The 20,561-nt window shown below is 44.0% G+C and carries 17 protein-coding genes; 3 read left to right on the top strand and 14 right to left on the bottom strand.

Annotation, left to right across the window (positions count from 1 at the left end):
- Nucleotides 1–705: 705 nt before the first annotated feature.
- The 6 genes from AB4Z29_RS16345 to AB4Z29_RS16320 all read right to left on the bottom strand — a co-directional run bounded on the left by AB4Z29_RS16345 (nt 706) and on the right by AB4Z29_RS16320 (nt 7,776).
- A complete protein-coding gene (locus AB4Z29_RS16345; protein WP_441944095.1) occupies nt 706–1,794 on the bottom strand; it encodes a GerAB/ArcD/ProY family transporter in 1,089 nt (362 codons plus the stop codon).
- The gene (locus tag AB4Z29_RS16340) at nt 1,787–3,001 is read right to left on the bottom strand and encodes a Ger(x)C family spore germination protein (RefSeq protein ID WP_441944161.1); all 1,215 of its coding nucleotides are present in this window, start codon (nt 2,999–3,001) and stop codon (nt 1,787–1,789) included. The genes AB4Z29_RS16345 and AB4Z29_RS16340 overlap by 8 nt, the downstream gene beginning before the upstream one ends.
- Before the next feature lie 44 nt (nt 3,002–3,045).
- Nucleotides 3,046–4,620, bottom strand: a complete 1,575-nt coding sequence (locus AB4Z29_RS16335; protein ID WP_441944160.1) for a spore germination protein — start codon at nt 4,618–4,620, stop codon at nt 3,046–3,048.
- Nucleotides 4,621–4,868: 248 nt separating this feature from the next.
- Complete coding sequence (locus AB4Z29_RS16330; protein WP_441944094.1) at nt 4,869–5,606, bottom strand: MBL fold metallo-hydrolase; 738 nt, start codon at nt 5,604–5,606, stop codon at nt 4,869–4,871.
- A 91-nt stretch (nt 5,607–5,697) separates the two neighbouring features.
- Complete coding sequence (locus tag AB4Z29_RS16325; RefSeq protein ID WP_441944093.1) at nt 5,698–7,074, bottom strand: MATE family efflux transporter; 1,377 nt, start codon at nt 7,072–7,074, stop codon at nt 5,698–5,700.
- Between the two features lie 24 nt (nt 7,075–7,098).
- Nucleotides 7,099–7,776, bottom strand: coding sequence for a TetR/AcrR family transcriptional regulator (locus AB4Z29_RS16320; RefSeq protein ID WP_441944092.1), 678 nt, complete (start codon nt 7,774–7,776; stop codon nt 7,099–7,101).
- 235 nt (nt 7,777–8,011) lie between these two features.
- On the opposite strand from AB4Z29_RS16320, the gene AB4Z29_RS16315 reads away from it, so the two are divergent.
- The 3 genes from AB4Z29_RS16315 to AB4Z29_RS16305 all read left to right on the top strand — a co-directional run bounded on the left by AB4Z29_RS16315 (nt 8,012) and on the right by AB4Z29_RS16305 (nt 12,866).
- A complete protein-coding gene (locus AB4Z29_RS16315) occupies nt 8,012–8,806 on the top strand; it encodes a DeoR/GlpR family DNA-binding transcription regulator (RefSeq protein ID WP_441944091.1) in 795 nt (264 codons plus the stop codon).
- Nucleotides 8,796–9,941 (top strand): N-acetylglucosamine-6-phosphate deacetylase, encoded by a 1,146-nt coding sequence (gene nagA / locus AB4Z29_RS16310; protein WP_441944090.1) that lies wholly within the window; start codon nt 8,796–8,798, stop codon nt 9,939–9,941. Before AB4Z29_RS16315 ends, nagA begins: the two co-directional genes overlap by 11 nt.
- Before the next feature lie 201 nt (nt 9,942–10,142).
- On the top strand, nt 10,143–12,866 hold the full coding sequence (locus tag AB4Z29_RS16305; RefSeq protein WP_441944089.1) for a hypothetical protein: 2,724 nt from the start codon (nt 10,143–10,145) through the stop codon (nt 12,864–12,866).
- A gap of 126 nt (nt 12,867–12,992) precedes the next feature.
- Here the strand turns inward: AB4Z29_RS16305 and AB4Z29_RS16300 are convergent, their stop codons facing one another.
- From AB4Z29_RS16300 to AB4Z29_RS16265, 8 genes are all read right to left on the bottom strand, one after another.
- Nucleotides 12,993–13,529: a DinB family protein gene (locus tag AB4Z29_RS16300; RefSeq protein ID WP_441944159.1), complete on the bottom strand. Its 537-nt coding sequence runs from the start codon at nt 13,527–13,529 to the stop codon at nt 12,993–12,995.
- A gap of 357 nt (nt 13,530–13,886) precedes the next feature.
- Nucleotides 13,887–15,095, bottom strand: coding sequence for a CynX/NimT family MFS transporter (locus AB4Z29_RS16295; protein ID WP_441944088.1), 1,209 nt, complete (start codon nt 15,093–15,095; stop codon nt 13,887–13,889).
- The gene (locus AB4Z29_RS16290) at nt 15,092–15,784 is read right to left on the bottom strand and encodes a FadR/GntR family transcriptional regulator (protein WP_441944087.1); all 693 of its coding nucleotides are present in this window, start codon (nt 15,782–15,784) and stop codon (nt 15,092–15,094) included. Before AB4Z29_RS16290 ends, AB4Z29_RS16295 begins: the two co-directional genes overlap by 4 nt.
- Before the next feature lie 390 nt (nt 15,785–16,174).
- Nucleotides 16,175–17,770: an AraC family transcriptional regulator gene (locus tag AB4Z29_RS16285; protein ID WP_441944086.1), complete on the bottom strand. Its 1,596-nt coding sequence runs from the start codon at nt 17,768–17,770 to the stop codon at nt 16,175–16,177.
- 114 nt (nt 17,771–17,884) lie between these two features.
- Nucleotides 17,885–18,709 (bottom strand): ABC transporter substrate-binding protein, encoded by an 825-nt coding sequence (locus tag AB4Z29_RS16280; RefSeq protein ID WP_441944085.1) that lies wholly within the window; start codon nt 18,707–18,709, stop codon nt 17,885–17,887.
- A 423-nt stretch (nt 18,710–19,132) separates the two neighbouring features.
- Nucleotides 19,133–19,702 (bottom strand): manganese catalase family protein, encoded by a 570-nt coding sequence (locus AB4Z29_RS16275; RefSeq protein ID WP_441944084.1) that lies wholly within the window; start codon nt 19,700–19,702, stop codon nt 19,133–19,135.
- 43 nt (nt 19,703–19,745) lie between these two features.
- Nucleotides 19,746–20,009 (bottom strand): spore coat protein CotJB, encoded by a 264-nt coding sequence (locus AB4Z29_RS16270; protein WP_441944083.1) that lies wholly within the window; start codon nt 20,007–20,009, stop codon nt 19,746–19,748.
- Between the two features lie 2 nt (nt 20,010–20,011).
- Entirely contained in the window at nt 20,012–20,236 is a 225-nt protein-coding gene (locus AB4Z29_RS16265) for a spore coat associated protein CotJA (protein WP_441944082.1), read from the bottom strand.
- Between the last annotated feature and the right edge of the window lie 325 nt (nt 20,237–20,561).

Raw genomic sequence — 20,561 nt, 5'->3', positions numbered from 1 at the left:
CTCATCCGTTCACCTCTTTTTATTTTTGACCTGCTATTATGTCAATATAAAACATCGGCTTGCAAATAACAAGAGAATAGCTGGATAATTTCTGGATCAGCTTAGAATTTGCTGTTTGAGCAAGGAGTTAACTCCGAACGAGCGACCTGTTTGGTACACTGCAACGCACCAAACCTTTTCATGGCCAGCAATTGCTGCACTTGGGGGATCTGTTTCAATTGCCAATTTTAATGAAAACGTACGGAATCAACTATATAAGTTGAAATAAAGAATGAGCTGCGCGTGCGGAGAGATTAAAGTCGTTCTGGAGAAATGGAATGTTCGCTCTTGCAGACCAAATGGTAACTATATATGAAGTTAACGAATCAAAACCATTTGGCTGCAACCGCGATCGGAAGAATGACTTTGGTCACGCAGCGTTAACGGCATACTCATGTTTAGTTCACCATATATAGAAGCTTATTTTTAATCTGCCGTTTCGTTTGACGAGTTTGGCTTATCGCATAGGAGAGAAAATCACCGAGGTCTACGTGGAGAATGCTTGCCATACAAGGGATCATTTGTGGTTGTTGTGCTCCCCCATTAGTCCTGTCCACCTTCATGCTGCCATCATTTATAACGGAGTCCCTAACTAGCGAGGGCAGAATCTCTAGTTTATGTATCAGAAGCGTTTCCAACTATAGGAAAGTACATCAGTAAATCTATTTATGACTTATATAGTGGTTTCCGGCGAACAAGCATGACTAGATAGAGAAAAAGTGGTATTGCAATCTGGAAGATTAAAAACAGTCGGGGCAACTTTTCTAAACCTAACCACATATGATGTGTATAATTAGGCGATATAAAGGAAGCTGCAAAGATAGCTCCCCCTAACGGCACAACCCACTTCTTTAAACCAATACCCGTTATTTTTTGCAAACCAGTCACAGCACCAACAAAAAAAGCCGCCATTTTAATTCCAATACCCATAAACAGGATTAATACGAATAATACATCCATTCGTTCAAAAACATCGACTATCTCCATCAGCTGGATAACCTGCAAGAGCGGAATCGTACTTTTATCCACAAGATGTGGTCCAAGTACAAGAAAGTTCATTTCGTTTATTGCAATGAGAATGATCGATATAAAAATGAAAGAAAGAAGTACAGGCTTTCTCAGCCTTCTTCTTTCCTTGACGAGAGGGAAAAATACGAGAAAAAGCACAAGCTGTCCAAATGGGAAGGCAACAATTCCTGGGACCACTTCTAAAATGGGTTTCCAACCTTTTTCAAGTATGGGGAGTATTTGCTCATATTCAATCAATTTCGTCCCAATCGTCATCGAGCCTAAAAAAAGATAACTAATGATCATGATGGGAAACAGGGCGAGACAGGTCAAAAAAAGCACACGCGTGCCATATCGCACTGTATTGCCAACGACGATTATGCTTAACAACATTATAATAATCAGCGGTGTCCTATTTAACAAAACCAAACCCGTTAATTCTCCCATATCCCGCAACAAGCGTGATGCCTCATAGGCAAAATACATGACAAAGGATAAGCCAATAACCATACCCACCCATTTTCCAAAATAAAATCGGCACAGTTCAAACAGATCCCGTTCCGGATCCCTGTAATTGATCGCCAGATACAATAGTGCAAGCACCAACCCGATTGACGCAGCAATACTCATAGCCAGCCATGCGTCCTGTTTTGCCTTAGATCCGATCATGAATAATGTTGTGCTTCCGAATTCAAATAGGATTATGGTGCTAACTAATTCCGGCACTTCGATTGTTGGCTTATTCATTTTCCTCTCTGCCCTTCCTTCCCGGTTCGACAAAAGCCTTACTGAGAAAACCTGGATGATTAATCGTTGCTTTTACCTGAACGTCGAGTTTCATCTCAGCCAGCTCTTCGTCCCAGTTTGATTTCATTTCATTCCAATCTTTTGGATATTTACGATGAACATAGCCTGCAAAGCCGGGCAGGTCTGTATGCAGCCGCTGTACCGCCCTCCAGCCTAAGTTGATATAATCATGTATTTCCTTCACTATGGCTTTTTCCATTTCTCCAGTGACTTTCGGGTCAGCAAGATCAGCCCGACAGGTCGATTCTATCAAAATCCCGCGTAGTTTAACTTTTAGCTGCATCTTAAAGTGGTTCCCTTCCTTTATCGGATTCACACGAGTTTTTGCTGTCGTAATTCTGAATGAAGAATAATTATGGGTTGAACCTGACTCAGGGTTTGGGCACCTGAAGGAAATGCTGCTCATATTAATCTTGTCCGTTATCCAGGAAAGACCATAGCTTTCTTGCCAACTCATCCATCCAATTAAGCGGTCGCCTTGGAAAACCCCCAAGCGCGAGAGTTTAAGCTTTTCCGTGGTGGAGGTTTTTTTGAAAACATCAAGAGATTCAAGCGATTCCCCCCCATCTCCGACGACAACAATCTCAGGCACGCCGGCTGACTTTGAATCTGAGCTTATTTGTTTTGCAAGCTCGAACATTTTGATTGGAGGAAGAAATCCGGACATACTCCCTTCTTTCTTCAGAATCTGAGCAAGAGCAACGCCTGGAAGGCTTTCCGGTGGGATAAGATCCTTCATCACGTCGCTAGCCCTTCCTGGGGCAAGCAATACGTATATCGATTCTCGAGCCTCGGCCGTCCGGAGATAAAGATCAATAATTTGACTTATGCCTTCCTCTGCCGCTTCCCTGCCAATAACAAGTACATTATTATGCGAAAAATATAAAGTACGAGCGTTTTCAAGATTGCTCTTATTGAGAGCTTGCTGGATCGTTTTTTCTTTAGTTGAGAAAACATGTACTGCTGAACCCGAGCCCCCTGGGCCTCCAGTTGTGCCGACTGCCATTGCTGAAGGAACGATGACTTGGAAGGTTATTAACCAATTTCCGTCCACTCGGTCATACCCCGTAGCGCTTGTAATGCCAATTTCATTTAATTCCGTTCGATTCCAACATCCAGTCAAGACCATGCACATAATAATTATCATAAAAAAACGGAACCGTCCCATGAGTCCATGCTCCTTTTTTGTTTTTATTTTAAACGGTCTCCCTCCTTACGGTCCTTATTTACCGAATCCTGCTGTTTGAATGAAGACTGCCTAACTATATTCTGAACGCTAATGTTGGAGGGGCGTGTCTTCATTGACCGCCATGGCACTCTAATCAGCGTATCTTTAAGGTTCGAGAATCTTAAAGGAGCGAGAGGTGTGAAATAGGGGACGCCAAAAGAGCTCAATGAGACGACATGAATGAGTATCGGGACTGCCCCAGCCAGAATTCCGAATAAACCAAAATTGCCGGCAAGCAGCATTAAAGCGAAACGGATCAGCCGTACTGCCGAAGCCATATTGAAATTGGGCATTACGAAGCTCGCGATAGCTGTAAAGGATACAACGATGACCATTGCCCCTGAGACGAGTCCGGCTTGAACAGCAGCTTGTCCCAATACAAGAGCACCTACGATAGAAATCGCGGGACCGATTACTCTCGGCATCCGAACCCCTGCTTCGCGAATAACCTCGAAAGTTATTTCCATTAGCAATGCTTCAAGCAAGGCGGGAAGCGGAACTCCTTCACGTTGGGCGGCTAGGCTGATCAATAGAGTTGTCGGCAGCATTTCCTGCTGAAAGGTCGTTACTGCAATATAGATCGCAGGTAGAAACAGCGCAATGAAGAATGAAAATAGACGTATGATTCGGAGAAAGGAAGAAATATCATAACGCTGGTAATAGTCCTCACTAGATTGAAAAAACTTAAAAAACGTAACCGGCATAACTAATACGAAAGGCGTCCCATCCACCATCACCGCCACTTGACCCTCTAATAGATTGCCTGCGATGGCATCCGGCCGTTCCGTATTTATCATTGTAGGAAACGGTGTAAATGTTTTATCTTGAATGAACTCCTCAATATAGCCGCTTTCCAGTACGCTATCGGTGTCTATCGAATCGAGACGAGTGAACAATTCTTCAAGCACTTCGGGGTTCGCGAGTCCTTCGATATATATGACTGCTACTTTTGTTTGTGTATAACGGCCAATCGTACGATTTTCGATTCGCAATTCCGGAGTTCTCAGTTTTCGTCTTATCAAGGCAATGTTAGTCGAGATTTCTTCCGTAAATGCCTCTTTCGGTCCTCGTATAACGGTCTGCGTGGAGGGTTCTTCGACGGATCGTCTTACCCCGCCTTGTATTGAGACGGTAATTGCTCCAGTTAAACCATCAATGATAACGACTGCTTCCCCACACAAAATAGCTGTCAAGAGCGAACCTACAGTGTTCACTTCGTTTATACCGCCCATAGGAATAATCCCATTTAAATGATTTGCGGGGTTATCTGAAAAAGAAGAAAAGCGACTGTTTTCGGCAATTAACGCTTCCATTAATTCGCTCAGCTGCTTCTGATCAACCAGCCCTTCGAGATAGACGATCGCTAGCTGGCTATTAACTGAATCAGCATCTTTCAATTCTCGAACGATGAGATCAGCGCTGGAGCCGGTTCTTGTATGTAGAATAGAAAGTGTATGGGAGAGCGAGAAACCCAGTAGAGTCTCATCGTTCTTATTGGTTCCACGTTCCTTTTCATTTCGCTTATCTTGACTATGCATTTCGTTTTTTTTGAATCGGCGAAAGATGTTCACATCATTCCCTCCTTTTTCCTCATGAGGTTAGGTTAATTTCTCCATTATTAGAGCCTTTTATGCGTTATGACTTATTCGTTCAACTCGAACCTCGTATTTCTTCATAATCGGCATGCTGCCCGTTAGAGCAATAAAAATGGAGCAGCTGCGGACTACGCACTGCTCCAACATGCACAAAACTAAAGTTACACTTTAGCTTGATGATTTCAGATGAATTAACAATTGTATGTATGAATTAGTTGATGAAGAGCTTGCTGTACATCACCATCAAATAAACCTCCATGATAGCAAATAATCTGCTCCATGTCGTAGTCGAGCAATCGCTGAACCGAACGGATTGCCTCACCCATATCAAGTGTATATTGGGGATTAGCGATGGCGAGCTTGCCTTCCTCGATGACAACGGCGTCTCCAGCAATCAATGTTTTACTAGCGGTCAAATACAATGAGATATGCCCAGGCATATGGCCAGGCGTGTGGATGATCTCAATCCCATCGCAACAAGGAAGCCTTTCCCCACTGGATACCGTCCGATCAACCGCAGCAGGCTCGATCGACTGCAAGAAACGAATGAATTGCTCTGCATACGGCTTTGCATCATCTGACAATGCGTTAAACGTTGATTCAGCCTGTTCAAGCCGCAACAACTTTTTCGTCCCTTCAATGTAGGGCGCTTCCAGCTCGTGTGCGATGATCTCGATGTGTGGGTACGTCCGCTTCAAAGCAGCAAGCGACCCGATATGGTCCATATCGTGATGCGTCACGATCAGTTTTGTAATCGACTCGAGAGAGCAGTTGTGCCGGTTCGCCGCTTCTTCAAGCAGAGGCATAAAATTGGGATAGCCGCAGTCGACGAGAATCATATCATGCTTATCTTGAAGAAGGACCGGGGTAATGATCTGTTTTTGTCCGTTATACTCAAACTCAATGTCGAGTAGATGATGCATATTCATGCATGTACCTCCTAATTTAACTATCGATTGTCAATAATTAATTCACATAAAATGTCCGCAATCAGCTAAAACCATTGTGCTTAACTGCCAGTTAACGTGACAATTCGTCATTCATAGAAATACTTTTATTCCATCTTCCTGAAAAGTAATACCAAAGACTATTTATCGTCGTTACTGCAAAACTGATAACGATGGCGAACCAAATACCGTGTATCCCCATACTAGTATGCGATAGCAAGCCTGCAAGCGGAATCCTTACCACACAAAGCGAGATAAATGTAATCACCATAATAGAAACGGCCTTACCTGCTCCAGTAATAATTCCGTTGGATACATAGAATATGATCATGAATAGATATCCTACTCCTACAATCCGTAAATAATCTATCCCTGATTGAATGACATCCACATCATTTACAAAAATACGCATGATGGTTCCGGGGAACGTGACACATAATACGGAAATGGCAGCAATCACCGGTATATTAATTACAATCCCCCACTTAAATATGCCCTTAATTCGTTCTGGCTTTCCTGCTCCCATATTTTGAGCAGTTAAAGTGGAGACTGCCATCATCATTGCTATCGCAGGCATTGCAACAATCGAATCTATCCTGCTGGCAATCCCAAAAGCCGCTATAGAATCTGCACTAAAACGGATTACAAAAATAGTCATAAACGCATATCCCATTGAAACCAGCATTTGCTGTATGAATGAAGGCAATCCGATTTTCAGTATTTCCATAATGGTTTTTCTCTCAAACAAAAGACCTGTCGGATTTATCGGTTCCTTCTTATATTTATGCCTCACATAGATGAATCCCATAATCGTAGCCGCGCCAGAGGAAATGAGTGAGGCATAAGCTGCGCCATTAAGCCCCAATTTTGGTATGGATCCAACGCCCATGATAAGAAGTGGATCAAGCACTGCATTTATAACGGTAGAAATGATGATAAATATTAAAGGGATAACCGTATCCCCGATTCCCCTTAACACTGAAGAAATTAAATAGGATATATAGAGTCCTGCAAAGCTCAAAAAACTGATTTTTAAGTATCCTGTTGCAAGCTGCATGATATCTTTTGGTGTCCCGATCATTCTGAGTATGGTATCGGATAACAGCAGTCCACCTAATGTAACGATCAGAATCATTACAATAGCAACTGCCCATGAGTTATTTGCGATTCTTTGAATCATAGCATTGTCTTTCGCTCCATATGCGTTGGAAACCAATATGGAAGTTGCAAGGGTCGCACCAGAGCATAGTGCAACCATCGCAAGAAAAATCGGGAAGCTCACTGCAATTGCAGCTACAGCGTCTTTGCCAAGCAGTTTCCCTACCCAAATGGTATTAATGACGCTGTACCCGGTAGATACCAGATTGCCGATGAGTATAGGCAATGCAAATTGAATCAGGTGTTTCGGTATGCTGCCCGTAGTTAAATCCTTTCCAAACTGAGTATTCAAATCCATTCCTCGTTTCTGTGCATCCTATAGATGTTGAACCTGGTTTAATTCATCCATTACTTCCTTGACATACAATTTGATCTCTTCATCTTCAAAAGGAACCTTCAATGCTTGCAGATTATATACCGCTAACCCATAGGATGAATCTGTAAGTTTAGCCACTTCTTCACCTTCTAACCAATCAAGGACCAGATAGTAAAAAGAACTTTCAAAAGCTAGTGCTGCTATTCTTTCGTCCGGAATGTTTACCGGGTTATGAACTTTAAATCTCTTAAACCATTCTTCCATTGTCTTGCAAGACTCTTTTATGCTCTCAGACCTCTTTTTCTCAAATTCAGGATTAAGGCCTACAGCTTCAATCAACATAATCCTTGCCAGTTCGCGTTTGCTTTGATACATCCAAAGATTAGCTGTAATCACACGTGTGAAATTTTTTACAAGATTATTATTTTCTATATCTAGAACCTTCTGAGAAGTATCTTGAAAAGCCTTTACAATAGTGAGGTATAGCTCGGCAAACAGCTCCTCCTTTCCTTTAAAGTAAAAGTAGAAGCTTCCCACAGAAATACTTGCCTCTTCAACAATGTCTTTTACTGTAGTGTTATGATAACCCCTATTAGCAAAGACTTTTGCTGCTGTATCCAAGATATATTGGCGTTTGGCATCCTTACGGTCCTGAGTCTCTTTTGAAGTCTTATACACAATTACCACCCTCTTCTCAAGTATAGAATGAATCGTCATTCTTTGCTTTGATTATAAATATGCTTATTGCGTATGTCAACAAAACACATTAATTTTTCCAATCAATCTGTGTAAGCGAATGCCAGCATATGATTCTATTCTGCAGGCACGAAACCTAAAAATGCTTATATATACTTAGATATTACTTTAAACTACTTAAAAAATATGATAAACTTGCTTACGGGAGGTGTAATTGATGTATCAGGAAGAACGATTACTAAAAATACTCGACTATGTTAATAAACACAACACGATGAGTGTGATGGATATCTGCTCTCTTTTAGATGTATCTAGAGATACAGCCCGAAGAGATATTGTTAAATTAGTACAAAAAGGGGTCGTTATGCGTACACATGGAGGTGTCGCTCTCCCTCATTTGCAGAAGGAAATAGCTTCCTATCAAGAACGTTTAATTGACGAAACAGACAGTAAAAGGAAAATCGGGCTGTTAGCAGCTAACCTGGTTCAAGATCACGAGACAGTCATTTTTGACGTTTCAACTACGGTACAGTCTGTAGCCGAGCAAATTTCCGCCAAATATATTACGGCCATCACACACTCCATTGACATTGTTGGAATTCTGTCAGGTCGGGAAGATCTGCAAATTTATGTGCTCGGAGGTTATTTACACGCCAAAAATCGATTATTATATGGTCCCTCCGTCATTGATAAACTAAGAGAATTAAGAGCGGATAAAACATTTATCGGGGCCACAGCTGTACGAGCCGATGGCTTGTATTTTCCTTACGAAGATGATGTTTCTGTTAAAAAGGAAATGGCCCGCCGATCGGATCAGCTTATTGCTGTGGCGGATTTCACGAAGTTCTCTAGCAAGTCGGTATATCGTTTAGATTTTGACTTTGTAGATATTTTGATTACCGACCAAGAGGTGCCTATCGAAATAAGAGAAGTACTTCATCATAAAAATATAACGATTATACAATGTGAGGAGAACGACATCTACGAGGAGGAAAACAGCGATGAGTCTTAAAATTTTACACAATATAAACGTGATTCAACAAGATGCCTCTGATCTATCTGCCACATTGTGGATACGAGACGGAAAGATTGAAAAAATAGAAAGCGGCCTCTCTTCTCTTCCTGAGGGTGAATTTGAATTCATAGATGGTCAAGGACATTTATTAATACCCGGCATGATTGATGTTCATATTCACGGTGCCAACGGCTTCAATATGATGGATGGCAGTGAGACAAGCATTCAGGAGGTTTCAAAGGCATGTGCTAGAACAGGGTGCACCTCTTTCTTGGTCACCTCTGTCAGCTCTACGATCGAAGAATTAGTAGCCATGATTCGTAGCGTGAAACGTGTTATCGGACATGAAGTCGGGGCCAAAATTGTCGGACTTCATCTAGAGGGGCCTTACCTGAATCCTAAACGTAAAGGGATGCAAAATGAACGGTTTTTAAGACATCCGAATTTGACCGAAATGAAAGACATTTTTAACGAGGCAGATGGCCTGATTAAAATGATTACCATAGCCCCTGAATTGCCTGGTGGGATGGAACTCATCTCCTTTCTGAAGGAAATGGGCGTAGTTATTGCGATCGCGCATTCGGATGCGTCATACGAGGAGGCCAAGCAAGCCTTTGCAGCAGGTGCGAGTCATGTGACACATTGCTTCAATGGCATGCGTCCGATTCATCATCGGGACCCCGGTCTGGTGGTAGCCGCCTTTGAAGAAGAACATGTCAGCCTCCAAGCTATTGTAGATGGCATTCATTTGCATCCTGCGATTGTTCGAATGATGCATCGTCTGAAAGGACCGAATGGCATGGTACTTATCACAGATGCTTTGCAAGCTATGGGCCTAGGTGATGGGAATTATGTGTTCGGTGGACATCATGTCACTGTTACCGAAGGTGTAGCACGCCTAGAGGATGGGACCTTAGCCTCCAGTACCGTTACGATGAATGAGGCACTGCGTCTAACCGTTGAAACCGGTATTTCATTGACAGACGCGGTTCAAATGGCAGCAACAACTCCTGCACGCATACTCGGCCTTGATACATTAGGCAGGATATCGACGGGTTTTGATGCTGATCTTGTCTTGATAGATGAACAATTCCAAGTACAATGGACAATGATTAAAGGTCAAATTATGTAATGAGTTCTTCTTGCATGACAAGTAGGGCTGTCCGTCAAGGTCAAATGACCTTGATGGACAGCCCTACTTTTATTTTGAGCAACATTTATGCTTAAAACGGATTGATATGGGTATTAGTCTTTCCATAATTCTCTTCTTCACCATATGATGAAATGCTAATGTTTGTAAAAATAGCTATCCGCCTTTGAGGAGGAACAAGTGTTGGCTGAGAATAATAAGTGTAAGTCCAATAAAAAGCACCTTATCAATAGAAAAAATGGACGGTTATTGAGGAAAGCTCGTTGTATTCCTGGAACCAGAGGAAGAAAGAAATGTAAAGGTATAGCTGGTCCGCCAGGTGCTCCTGGCGCTTCTGGCCTAGATGGACCTCAGGGAATTCAAGGCCCAGCAGGACCACAAGGAATGCCTGGCGTTCCAGGTCGAGACGGGCTTCAGGGAATTCAAGGTCCAGCCGGTCCTCAAGGAGTGGTCGGTCCTCCGGGTCCTTCTCAATTATTAGTGAATAATACTGCATTTGTTGATTCTATGTACGGTAATAACACAACAGCAATTCTTGATGATGAAACAAAGCCATGGCAGACTGCCGCTGCAGCCGTGGCTGCCGCCCCTTCAGGCACTTCAATTATTGTACGTCCTGGATTTTATACGGAAACAAATTTAGCAAAAGACGGAATTTGCTGGGTGTTTGAGAAGGGAGCTGTAGTCACAGCTGTAGAAAATCTTTTTGATGATCTGGGGGCTGCAATCGCTTTTGATGTTCTTGGCGAGGGGCAGTTCCTAACCAATGGAGCAACAGCTGCAGGCAGCTCTATTCTACAAAGCACGGGAGCGAGTACGATCCACTTTGATTGTGAATCTATGAGCGATACGGTAGGGAATACAATTAATCTACTCGGTGGTGGAAATTATACCATTAACGCTAGAGAAAGTGTTTCGAACCGTTTTATTGGTGGCTCTGCCGTTGTGATTTCAAGTGGAACACTTAATATGAAAGCTTTTGAGTTGACGAATGATACAGATGGTACGGAAGACCTTTTTCTATGTACAGGGACAGAACCAATAAATGTGAGTCTAGATGCAACCATAATTACTAGCGGAGGCAGAGCCGTTTATGTTACCAACAGCGCTCCGAACCAAGCAACGATCATCACCTTAAATGCTCGGACCATTCAAACCACTTCTGGGTTAATTATTGATATCGCTCCTCTTTTTACAGGAACATTCATTAGTTTTACTGTCATTTTAGCTGGTATTTCCCAAGGGGTATCGGTTCAAGGCGGCAGTATGGTAAGTTTGATTTCATATTTATTGATCGTTATTAATTCGCCAGCTCCGGCGCTAATAATTAATGGCAATACGATATTCACGGGTGAGTTCGATAAGATTTTTAGTCAAAATCAATGTATTTTGATGCAGAATGCAGAGGTAATTATTCATGCCAAAGTAATTAATTCTTCTCAAACGGTAAACAGTGCCATCGATCTTCAAAATGGACAAATGAGATTACAGGTAGATCTTATTTCTAGTGCAGCAGGCTGTATTCATGTAACTGGCGGCACCCTTAATTCGATCGTGATGCAGATGTCAACCAACGGAGCGGCGGTTCCAGCAGTACGCGTGGCCAATAATGGTTTACTATTTTTGAATTTTCAGGAGATTACAGGATCTGTGAACGGACTCATTACAGTGGAAAGCGGAGGCAATCTGAACATGCGTGGAGATCGAATTTCCACTTTCGACAACGGTACTGGGTTCAAGACAGCCCTGCTCGTTAATGATGGGCAAGTCGAAGCGAATGTAAATGTAATATCGGCATTTGGCAGCTGTATTCATTTGACACCGGGAGGAATCAATCCCAATCTCCGTTGTTATGTGGACTCTTTTTCCAGTACGATTTTCGGAATTCCAGGCGCTAGCCTCATACTTCAAGAAGCAGGCAACTCGAATATTATATTTAATCGGATGGATGCTGGCACTTCTCTGCAGATGATTTCCTTAACCAATGGTAATCTGGACATTCAAGGTGAATTTATACTCAACACTATCGCAGATTCTTCGATAGGCATTGCAGTCACCGGTGGAAATTTCAATGGCAATATTGCAAAAATGCAATTGGGCACACGTGCATTAGAGGCGAGCGCAGGCAATGTAAGCCTTACTTTTACTGAGCTAGCCATTTTCCAACCTAGTACTGAACGGACAATCGTTTTGCTAACTGGAACGACGAATGCCCGAATCGTGGGCGATCTTATTCAAGGAGGGGCAGATTATACGGGAATCGTTGTACAGGATACGGCTATTCTAGTGGCGGACATCAACGAAATCAGAGTTGGCGGGATTTGCATGCTGTACAACTCTATCTTGGTCTCAGATTTGTCCTTCGATCGGCTGTTAGTCGTAAGTGGAGCAACTCTGCCCGATGCGGCTGCCCTCGTGGTGAACGCCGGTACATTAAGAGTAAACGGCAGTATTATCGGGAATGACACGGCGCTAAACACCGGAACAGGGATTCTTGTTGCCAATGACGCAAGTTTAATTGCAGATATTAACTTTATACGCACAACAAACAATGCGCTTAGAACCTCAAGCACAGGCAGAATTCAATTGTATGCGGATGAAGTAGAGTCAGGAGTTGAGGTTATTACCATCACTGCCCTATCCGCCGGAAACTCAGCGGACTATACGTTCAAAGGGCTCTACCGATGCCAGGATCCGAATACATCAGTGATTGAGATTATTCCCGAGCCTCCTGGTGTATTGCGGTTGATCAATACGATTCTCATAAACGGGATAACGCCTTCCATTTCTTCGCCTGTCGCTGCGACCATAAATAACTATGGCATTGTTACGGCCACCTTTCCTCCAGACGGAACAGTTACCTTCTTATTCCCTGCTTCTGTAAATATAAATCCAGCCGTAAATTAGCTGCTGCCCGCATCTTATGTAAAGGGGCTGACTTGCCATGAATGTGCTGGGCGAACCCCCAGCACTCTACGCTTTACTTGAGATTCGGACACGTCACTAATCCAGAAGCGGCTTTCTTCGCTTATTTCATTCATTGACGATCCATGATTTCAAACGATCCAACTGTAGAAGATGGTGACGGTAATGCATTTCAATAAGGAGATACCATTCCTCCGCACACAGCCCGCCGAAAGACGGGTGAGGCACTGTAATTTGTTTGGACGCCCTTTCAAGAGTCGGACCAATCTCTTTCATTCTCTGGATGACAGTATATAATCCTTGGATTAGCTCCTCTTTGCTTTCCGGCTGCTCCGGCGAATATTGGGCGGAAGGCGGAACCTTGATACGAACGGGCGGGAAACTTCCTCGAGCAAATAAAGCCGTGCCCGTCTCCGTTTTTCCCGCAAAAGATACCTGGGATTCTTGGCTTTGAACCAGGCACTGATCAATATTACGCAGATGCATGTTAAGCGCCGAGTTAATGAGATGCTGCACCATCTGTCCGATTGACCACTCATTGCCACTTGGCTTTTGCTTCAGCTGATTCAAACTGAGCTGATCCAGCTCATGCATGTAATGTGTCACAGTTTCCTCAAAACGGTGTAGTGCTTCTTTTGTTGTAATCATCATGTGTGAACTCCTTTAGCTCTCTTTTTATCTAAATATACAAAAACGCTACTGACACTATTATGTCAGTAGCGTTTTAACTTGTTCGCTAATTCTTTTTCTAATCCGTTGTTGGATGTTCCAAGCTCATCGAACCGAATCTCGATTCAATATTCGATCAAAAGCTCCGAGACGACATCATACAAAGGGATTATGGCAAAGATCATCAGTCAGATCTATCAACCACTGATAAGTAGCACACTTTTTCCACCGCTGCAATATTCTCATACAGATCCGCATTCGGATCGCAAGCTTTCAAAAACCTTTGGTTTGCATCAAACACCAAGAGTTAAGCTCACTCTCATGGGAATCAGCTTAAACCGTCCGATTTCTGGAGGCACCTATTCCGGACAGGAGCAGCAAAATGCTAACGACAAGCATCAGCAACAGCGGGATGTTCCAGCTTGCCGTGATGTCATGAAGTAGACCGAACAAGATCGGTCCTGTAGCCGCCAGCAAATATCCAACCGATTGTGACATACCGGAAAGAGAAGCGGAATCGAAGGCATCTTTCGTTCGCAAGCTTAAAAAGATCATGGCTAAGCTGAACGCACATCCCCCGCCAATTCCGAGCAACACGATCCACAACGAAATGAATGAAATACCTCCGAAATATAAACCTCCCAATGAAACTAACAACAGAACCGCCATAAAAATGACCAGCAAACGTTGGTTCTTCATGCGTCCCGCCACGATCGGTACAATAAACGCTACGGGCAGCGCGGCAATCTGAAACAGCGACAGCATCCAACCGCCATTATCTTCACTCAAGCCCCGGCTTGTCATGATTTCAGGAAGCCACGCAATCAACACATAGAACAAGAGAGACTGCATCCCCATAAAAATCGTAATCATCCATGCCAGTGGTGAACCCCACAGACTTCGGCGCTTCGATGCATCGCTCGGCGCTGCCCCGGCAGACTTCCGACTCGCCCGAACTTGAGGCAACCAGAACAGCGCAGCCAACAGAACGAGCACGATCCAAATGCCGAGCGCGCCGTTCCAGCCGAAACCGAGGTCGCGAGCGACCGGAATACTGACACCAGATGCGATCGCCCCGCATAAATTCATTGACACAGAGTATACGCCGGTCATAAGGCCAACTTGATGAGCAAAATCCCGTTTGACCAGACTTGGGATGAGCACGTTGCACGCCGCAATCGACAGCCCTATCAAAGCAGTGCCTACAAACAAAGAAGCTGTTGCGTTAAACGAACGGATCGCGATTCCCGCAATGAGTAAAACCAGCGCATAAAGCAGGGTCCGCTCAACCCCGAAGCGGCGTGCCAGAAAGGGTGCGAACGGTGAGAGCAGTGCAAAAGCAAGCAACGGCAGTGTAGTAAGCAGGCCAGCCGCAGCATTCGATAGTCCGAGGGATTCGCGAATCGAACCGACCAATGGGCCTACCGATGTTAGCGGCGACCGCATGGTCATTGCGATCAGGACGATACCGAGGATGATCGGCCACCCCAACATAATCGATTTCTTCGCCATTGTTAACTTCATATCGCTTGGTACGCTCATGTCCACTCGCCTCCTTTGACCTCAAGAACAGCTTTCGATGCCGCAATGTAACGGTGAACCGTTGCCACGGCACGATCTGCATCTTGATCGACAATTGCTTGTACCAGTTGTCGGTGCATCTCCAAAAATTCCGAATCGGATTCATACCGTGTCAAGCTTGTAATCAAATCTTGTGAAGCATCCGCGATATGGTTGTATAATTCAATCAAAATTTCATTATGAGACGCCACGATGATGGCTTGGTGAAGACGGAGATCCTCCGTTACAATGCCATCCATGTCACCGCGTGCAGCCGCCCCCTCCCAACGTTCCAGTTGTAGGAGAAGCTCGCTCGCCTCGTCGTCCGTTCTGCGCTGCGCGGCCAGATGGGCTCCCTCGCGTTCGAGTGCATGTCGGACTTCCAACGTCTGCAGTGTATCGGAACGCATGATTCTTTTTTGCAGTACGACTCCAAGCACACTCGAAGAGCATACGTACGTTCCGTCCCCTTGCTTCGTCTTCAAGAGACCCGCGTGAATCAACGCCCGAATGGCTTCCCTCAATGTATTCCGGCTAACGTTTAACTCGACCATCAACTCCGGCTCGGCCGGTACACGCATCCCGACTGCCCACTTACCAGATTCGATCTGTCTTTCCATTTGCAATGCGACTTGCTCGACAAGCGTCAGTCGATTTGTTTTCTGAAGCATATGTCAGTCCTCATTTCATCTATTTATCAAACATAGGATGTTTGGTTAATCGGTATTTTAGCACACTTAAATTGTGAAGACAACTCCTTACAATAATATCCGCGACTTCAACTGAGATCCACTCCCTAAATCCTGCTGTAACGAGATTTCAAAGCAGATCAGCCAAATCGAAAGTAAGTAACCGTTGTAACATAATATCATTGGTTCGACGTTCTAGAGGTCATCTTCAACCAGTAAATTTTTTTAAAATTGCTGCCCATACCTCTCATGTAAAACAATGGATTTCGATAATTGTCTACAGGTCTAATAGCAAGTTTTCAATACATAATAGAATAGAGCTGCTAGGCCTGCTGCTGAGCAGGCTTAGTAGCTCTATGTATCATCTAACTTTCAGCGGCCGTTGCCAGACAGCAGCAAGTTGACTTGTATATCAAGCTGCCGGCTCAAGGAAATAGGATCGCCAGCACCAAACAGTCGGATATCCACATCGTACACCCGATTGCGTTCAACAGCAGGAAGGCTGCTCCATATGCTTGTATGTTTAAGGTCGGCAGCCCGTCTCCTTCCCCCTCCCTGTGTATCATAAACCGAAAGAAAAATGTGATCCCCCGCATAGCTTGGCAGCTCCTCAATCGGTATAAAGCGGTACGGCTCACCGTCGATTAAATGCTCCCTGACCTTCGCGGGTGCATTCAGCTCCAACGCATTATAGAGATTGTAGCCTCCACGCCCCCAACGGTTGCCGTAAACGACGATGCCCTCTTCCCATACTTCAAAGATAGATACCGTTTCTTGATGCTTCATGCTGCTGCTTAAATTGCTTCTTAACTGCATCGCTTTCTTTTCGTACCGGTTCATCCATTGCTTGGCTTCTACCCGGCGATTAAGCAGGTCAGCAAGCTGATTCAGCTGTTCCATGGCATGATGCTCTCCATATGGAAGAAGCACTACCGGAGCGATATCCGAGAGCAACTCGTGGTCGGAAGCTTCCCACCCGATAATTAAATCAGGATTCAGTGCCGATACTTCACCTGCCTTGACGGGCTGGGCGATGCTTGGTATGCCAGCTGTAAGCTCATGTAGAAAGGTGCTTCCCATCATATTGCTTGTTGCCCCAACAGGCTTGATGCCAAGCGCCAGTAGATGACCCAAATATTGCGTCGCAAAGCAGTTGTTTCCTATGGTTCTGCTGCGTGCATATTGCCTGGGTGCCATTCCGGTCCACTGCTTAAAACGGCGGTTAAAATAAAATTCATCCTCATAACCGACCGTACGTGCAATGTCTTGGATACTGTCATCTGATTGCTCCAGCAGCTGCTTGGCGCGGGTCATCCTCAAATCAGTGAGATAAGCATTTACGCTGGTGCCTGTAACTTCTCGAAACAGCTGATTGAAATACCGTTTACTAAGGCCGCTGCTTTGAATGAGCTGTTCCATATCCATAGCCTTATAGAAATGATTTTGTATAAAAGCGGCAACCTGCTCGACCATTTTACGTGAATTTTGTTCCACGAGTTGCAGTTGATTCCAGACGAGCAGCATCAGTTCCTGGAAGCGCATATGATTCAGCATTTGCCGTGCCACTTCCATTGTGCCGCGATGCTCGTAGAGCTCCTGTACAAGCATAACTGCTCTGGAAAAAGGCAATCCTTCCACCACGCCCGCTGGCAGTGCAACGATTGGTATATTTTCAAAGAGCAATCTTGCCTGGATAGAAATGAATGATAGCAAGTAAAAAGAAAGTGCATGATCTGTATCGCCATGGACCTCAAATGAGGTATAAGGTTTAATCAAGAAACTGCTTCCTTTGCGCAGTAAATAGGTGTCTGCTTGCAGCTTGATGCTGCCATAGCCATCTGTAACGATAAGCAGTATATCCGAATCAGATGATTGCATGGCTAACAGACTACCGTCAACATCTTCATTCTGGATACTGGTTAGTATAAATCCTATGGAATTGTGCGTAAGCAGGTGATTATGGGACATGAGCAGCAAAACACCTTCTTTAATGAGAATGTTTTCAATTACAATTTATTTCATTGTAATCGCAAAGAAGCGGACCTGCAATGGTCCGCTTTGAAGAAGGCATATGGATTAGCTCTATTTATGAGCAGCAATTAATTGTTCAAACTGAATCGTCATTTGCTTATCCAGCGAGATCGGATCGCCTGCCGCCATTTCATCGAGATTCACCTCTAAAATACGGTTATTTTTAAAGGCAGGAAGCGATTTCCAGACCGGGCTATTCTTCATGTCTTCTGCTACTTTATCGCCGCCATTAGCATCATATACGGTCAGAAAAATATAATCGCCTGCATATTCAGGCAGCACTTCCATAGAGATCTGCCGGAATTGCTCTTTGTTCATAATCTCTTTCTCGATTACCGCAGGCGCCTTCAACTGCAATGCATTATACAGACTGTAACCGCCTCTGCCCCAATTGTTACCGAATACGAACGGACCTTCAGCCCAAATTTCAATAATGGATATCGTTTCACCTTCACCAATAACCGTAGCAAGCTGCTCGCGGAAATTAGCTGCTTTGTTCTCAAAATCAGTGATCCATTTCTCCGCTTCCTGCTGTTTGCCGAAAATATCGCCAAATAGCCTTAACTGCTCAATTGTATTTAATTTACCGTACTCATACACAATTGTTGGTGCGATTTTGGATAAAGCTTCATAGTTGTCCCCATTTTGCGTAATAATGAGGTCTGGCTGTAGTTCCAGTAACTTCTCCGGCAGCATTGGATTGCCCGTGTCCTCCATATTTGCAGTCAAATCCTTTAGAAAAGGCCCTTTCATTAAATCTCCTCTTGCCCCAATAGGGGAAATGCCCAGTGCAAGCAAATGGCCGATATACTGGTCTGCTACAATTCGCTTTGGCTCAGTCGGAATTTCAGTTTCTCCGAGCAAATGGCTTACCATTTTGGTTTTTGGCTCCGTTTTCTCTGCTGTCGCCTGCGTATTAGTGTTTGAAGGAATCTCACTTGCTGTAAGGTGCATTGGTGTTTACTGCGCCACATGCTCCTAGAAGAGCGCTTAGACATAACATAACGATGGTCAAAACAATTCGGGTTCTCATGGTGTGCATTTTCAAAACATCCCCCTATTTGATATTGATAATTATTATCAACTAATCTATCCGTATTATAATGGACAACAATCCTACTATTCAATGGAGATATGGGTGATGTTTTTTGGACAATCGGGTTCTTGCTTAATGTTGATTAAGACAAAAAGAAGCCCAGCTCGTAACACATACGAGCTGGACGTCTATTAAAAGTTAATCTGTTGAAGCATTACAACGACTAGCTGATTCGATTCGGGAAGAAAAACGAGAGGTGTCTTCTAATAAAAGATCTTCTCATCCCGCTTTTCTTTAAGAATCTCCACTGCTTCCCGAAACCGCATCGAATGTACGATCTCGCGTTCCCGCAGAAACTTCAAGCTATCCTGCAAGTCCACGTCATCCGTCAGGTCGATTAACCACTGATAAGTAGCGCGCGCTTTCTCCTCTGCTGCAATATCCTCATACAGATCCGCAATCGGATCGCCTTTTGCTTGAATATAGGAAGCCGTCCACGGAACCCCGTTTGCGTTCTCATAGAACAACGCACTGTCATGGGCAACGTAATGTGCGCCTAGACCCGCTTTCTTCAATTGCTCAGGCGTTGCGTCTTTTGTTAATTTATATATCATTGTTGCAATCATTTCCAAGTGCCCGAACTCTTCCGTTCCGATATCTGTCAGCAGTCCGACTACTTTATCCGGGATCGTGTACCGCTGGTTCAAATAACGCAGCGCTGCTGCCAGCTCCCCATCGGCACCGCCATACTGCTCCATTAGGAACTTGGCCATTAGAGGATCGCATTTGCTTACACGAACGGGATACTGTAATTTTTTTTCATACACCCACATGCATGGCTTCCTCCTCATAAAAAATATTAATCAGTACCGCTCATTAGACCTGCCACGGCCAGGGTGCTTCTTTCCAAGACCAAGGAGTACCGGATAAGCTTTGACCAAAATTTTTTAACGGTCCATAATTTGATTCATAACGATGAGCAATTTGCTGCCGTAGTCGTGCATATTGGTTGTATTGCTGAATGGCATTCACATCTGCCGGATGCGTATCTAAGTATAAGTTCAACTCCACCAAAACAAAATCTACAGCCTGTAATTCATGCAAGAGTTGGTAATATTCCTCGTTTAATGTAATGGTCATGATTAATCCTCCTCTTCCCGGTTCGCATTCTTCGGTTCATATGGGCTGTATAATGCAGGCCAAAGTGTCCCATATTTCAAAGCCTCGAATGGCGAGAATTGTGGAAGATTGGGGGGTTGAAAGGCAATAAACAATTGTGGAGGCGTGCTGTAGCTTTTCACTAAAATCGGTGGGCAAGGATCGAGCGGGCTAATAAAAGGCTTATAAAAGCGTACCTGATCATTCACGATAATGTCTCCCCTCACTATCTTCTTCAGATTATTATATGTAAGAGTACTTGACCAACATTACAGCTCGTTACAAATGCTAATTTGAGAATTTTTTTACCGTATAGCTTTTCAGCTGAAGCATTTTGGATTACGCCTAAATATGTCATAACCAGCATCTATTCGAATACACTTTTAATAAAAAAATCGATAGGCAAGACCCTGTTTTTCTTCAACATATTAACAGACACCAAGGACTAGAAATCGCGTTGGTTGCAACTAGGTAGATTGCAAGGCCAGCTAGCGGGAGCGGGGGTATGGAAACCATATAATGAATCACTCCCTG

This window comes from Paenibacillus sp. 2TAB23, assembly GCF_052115165.1.
Lineage (GTDB): Bacteria > Bacillota > Bacilli > Paenibacillales > Paenibacillaceae > Pristimantibacillus.
This window is presented reverse-complemented; position numbering and strand designations above follow the sequence as displayed.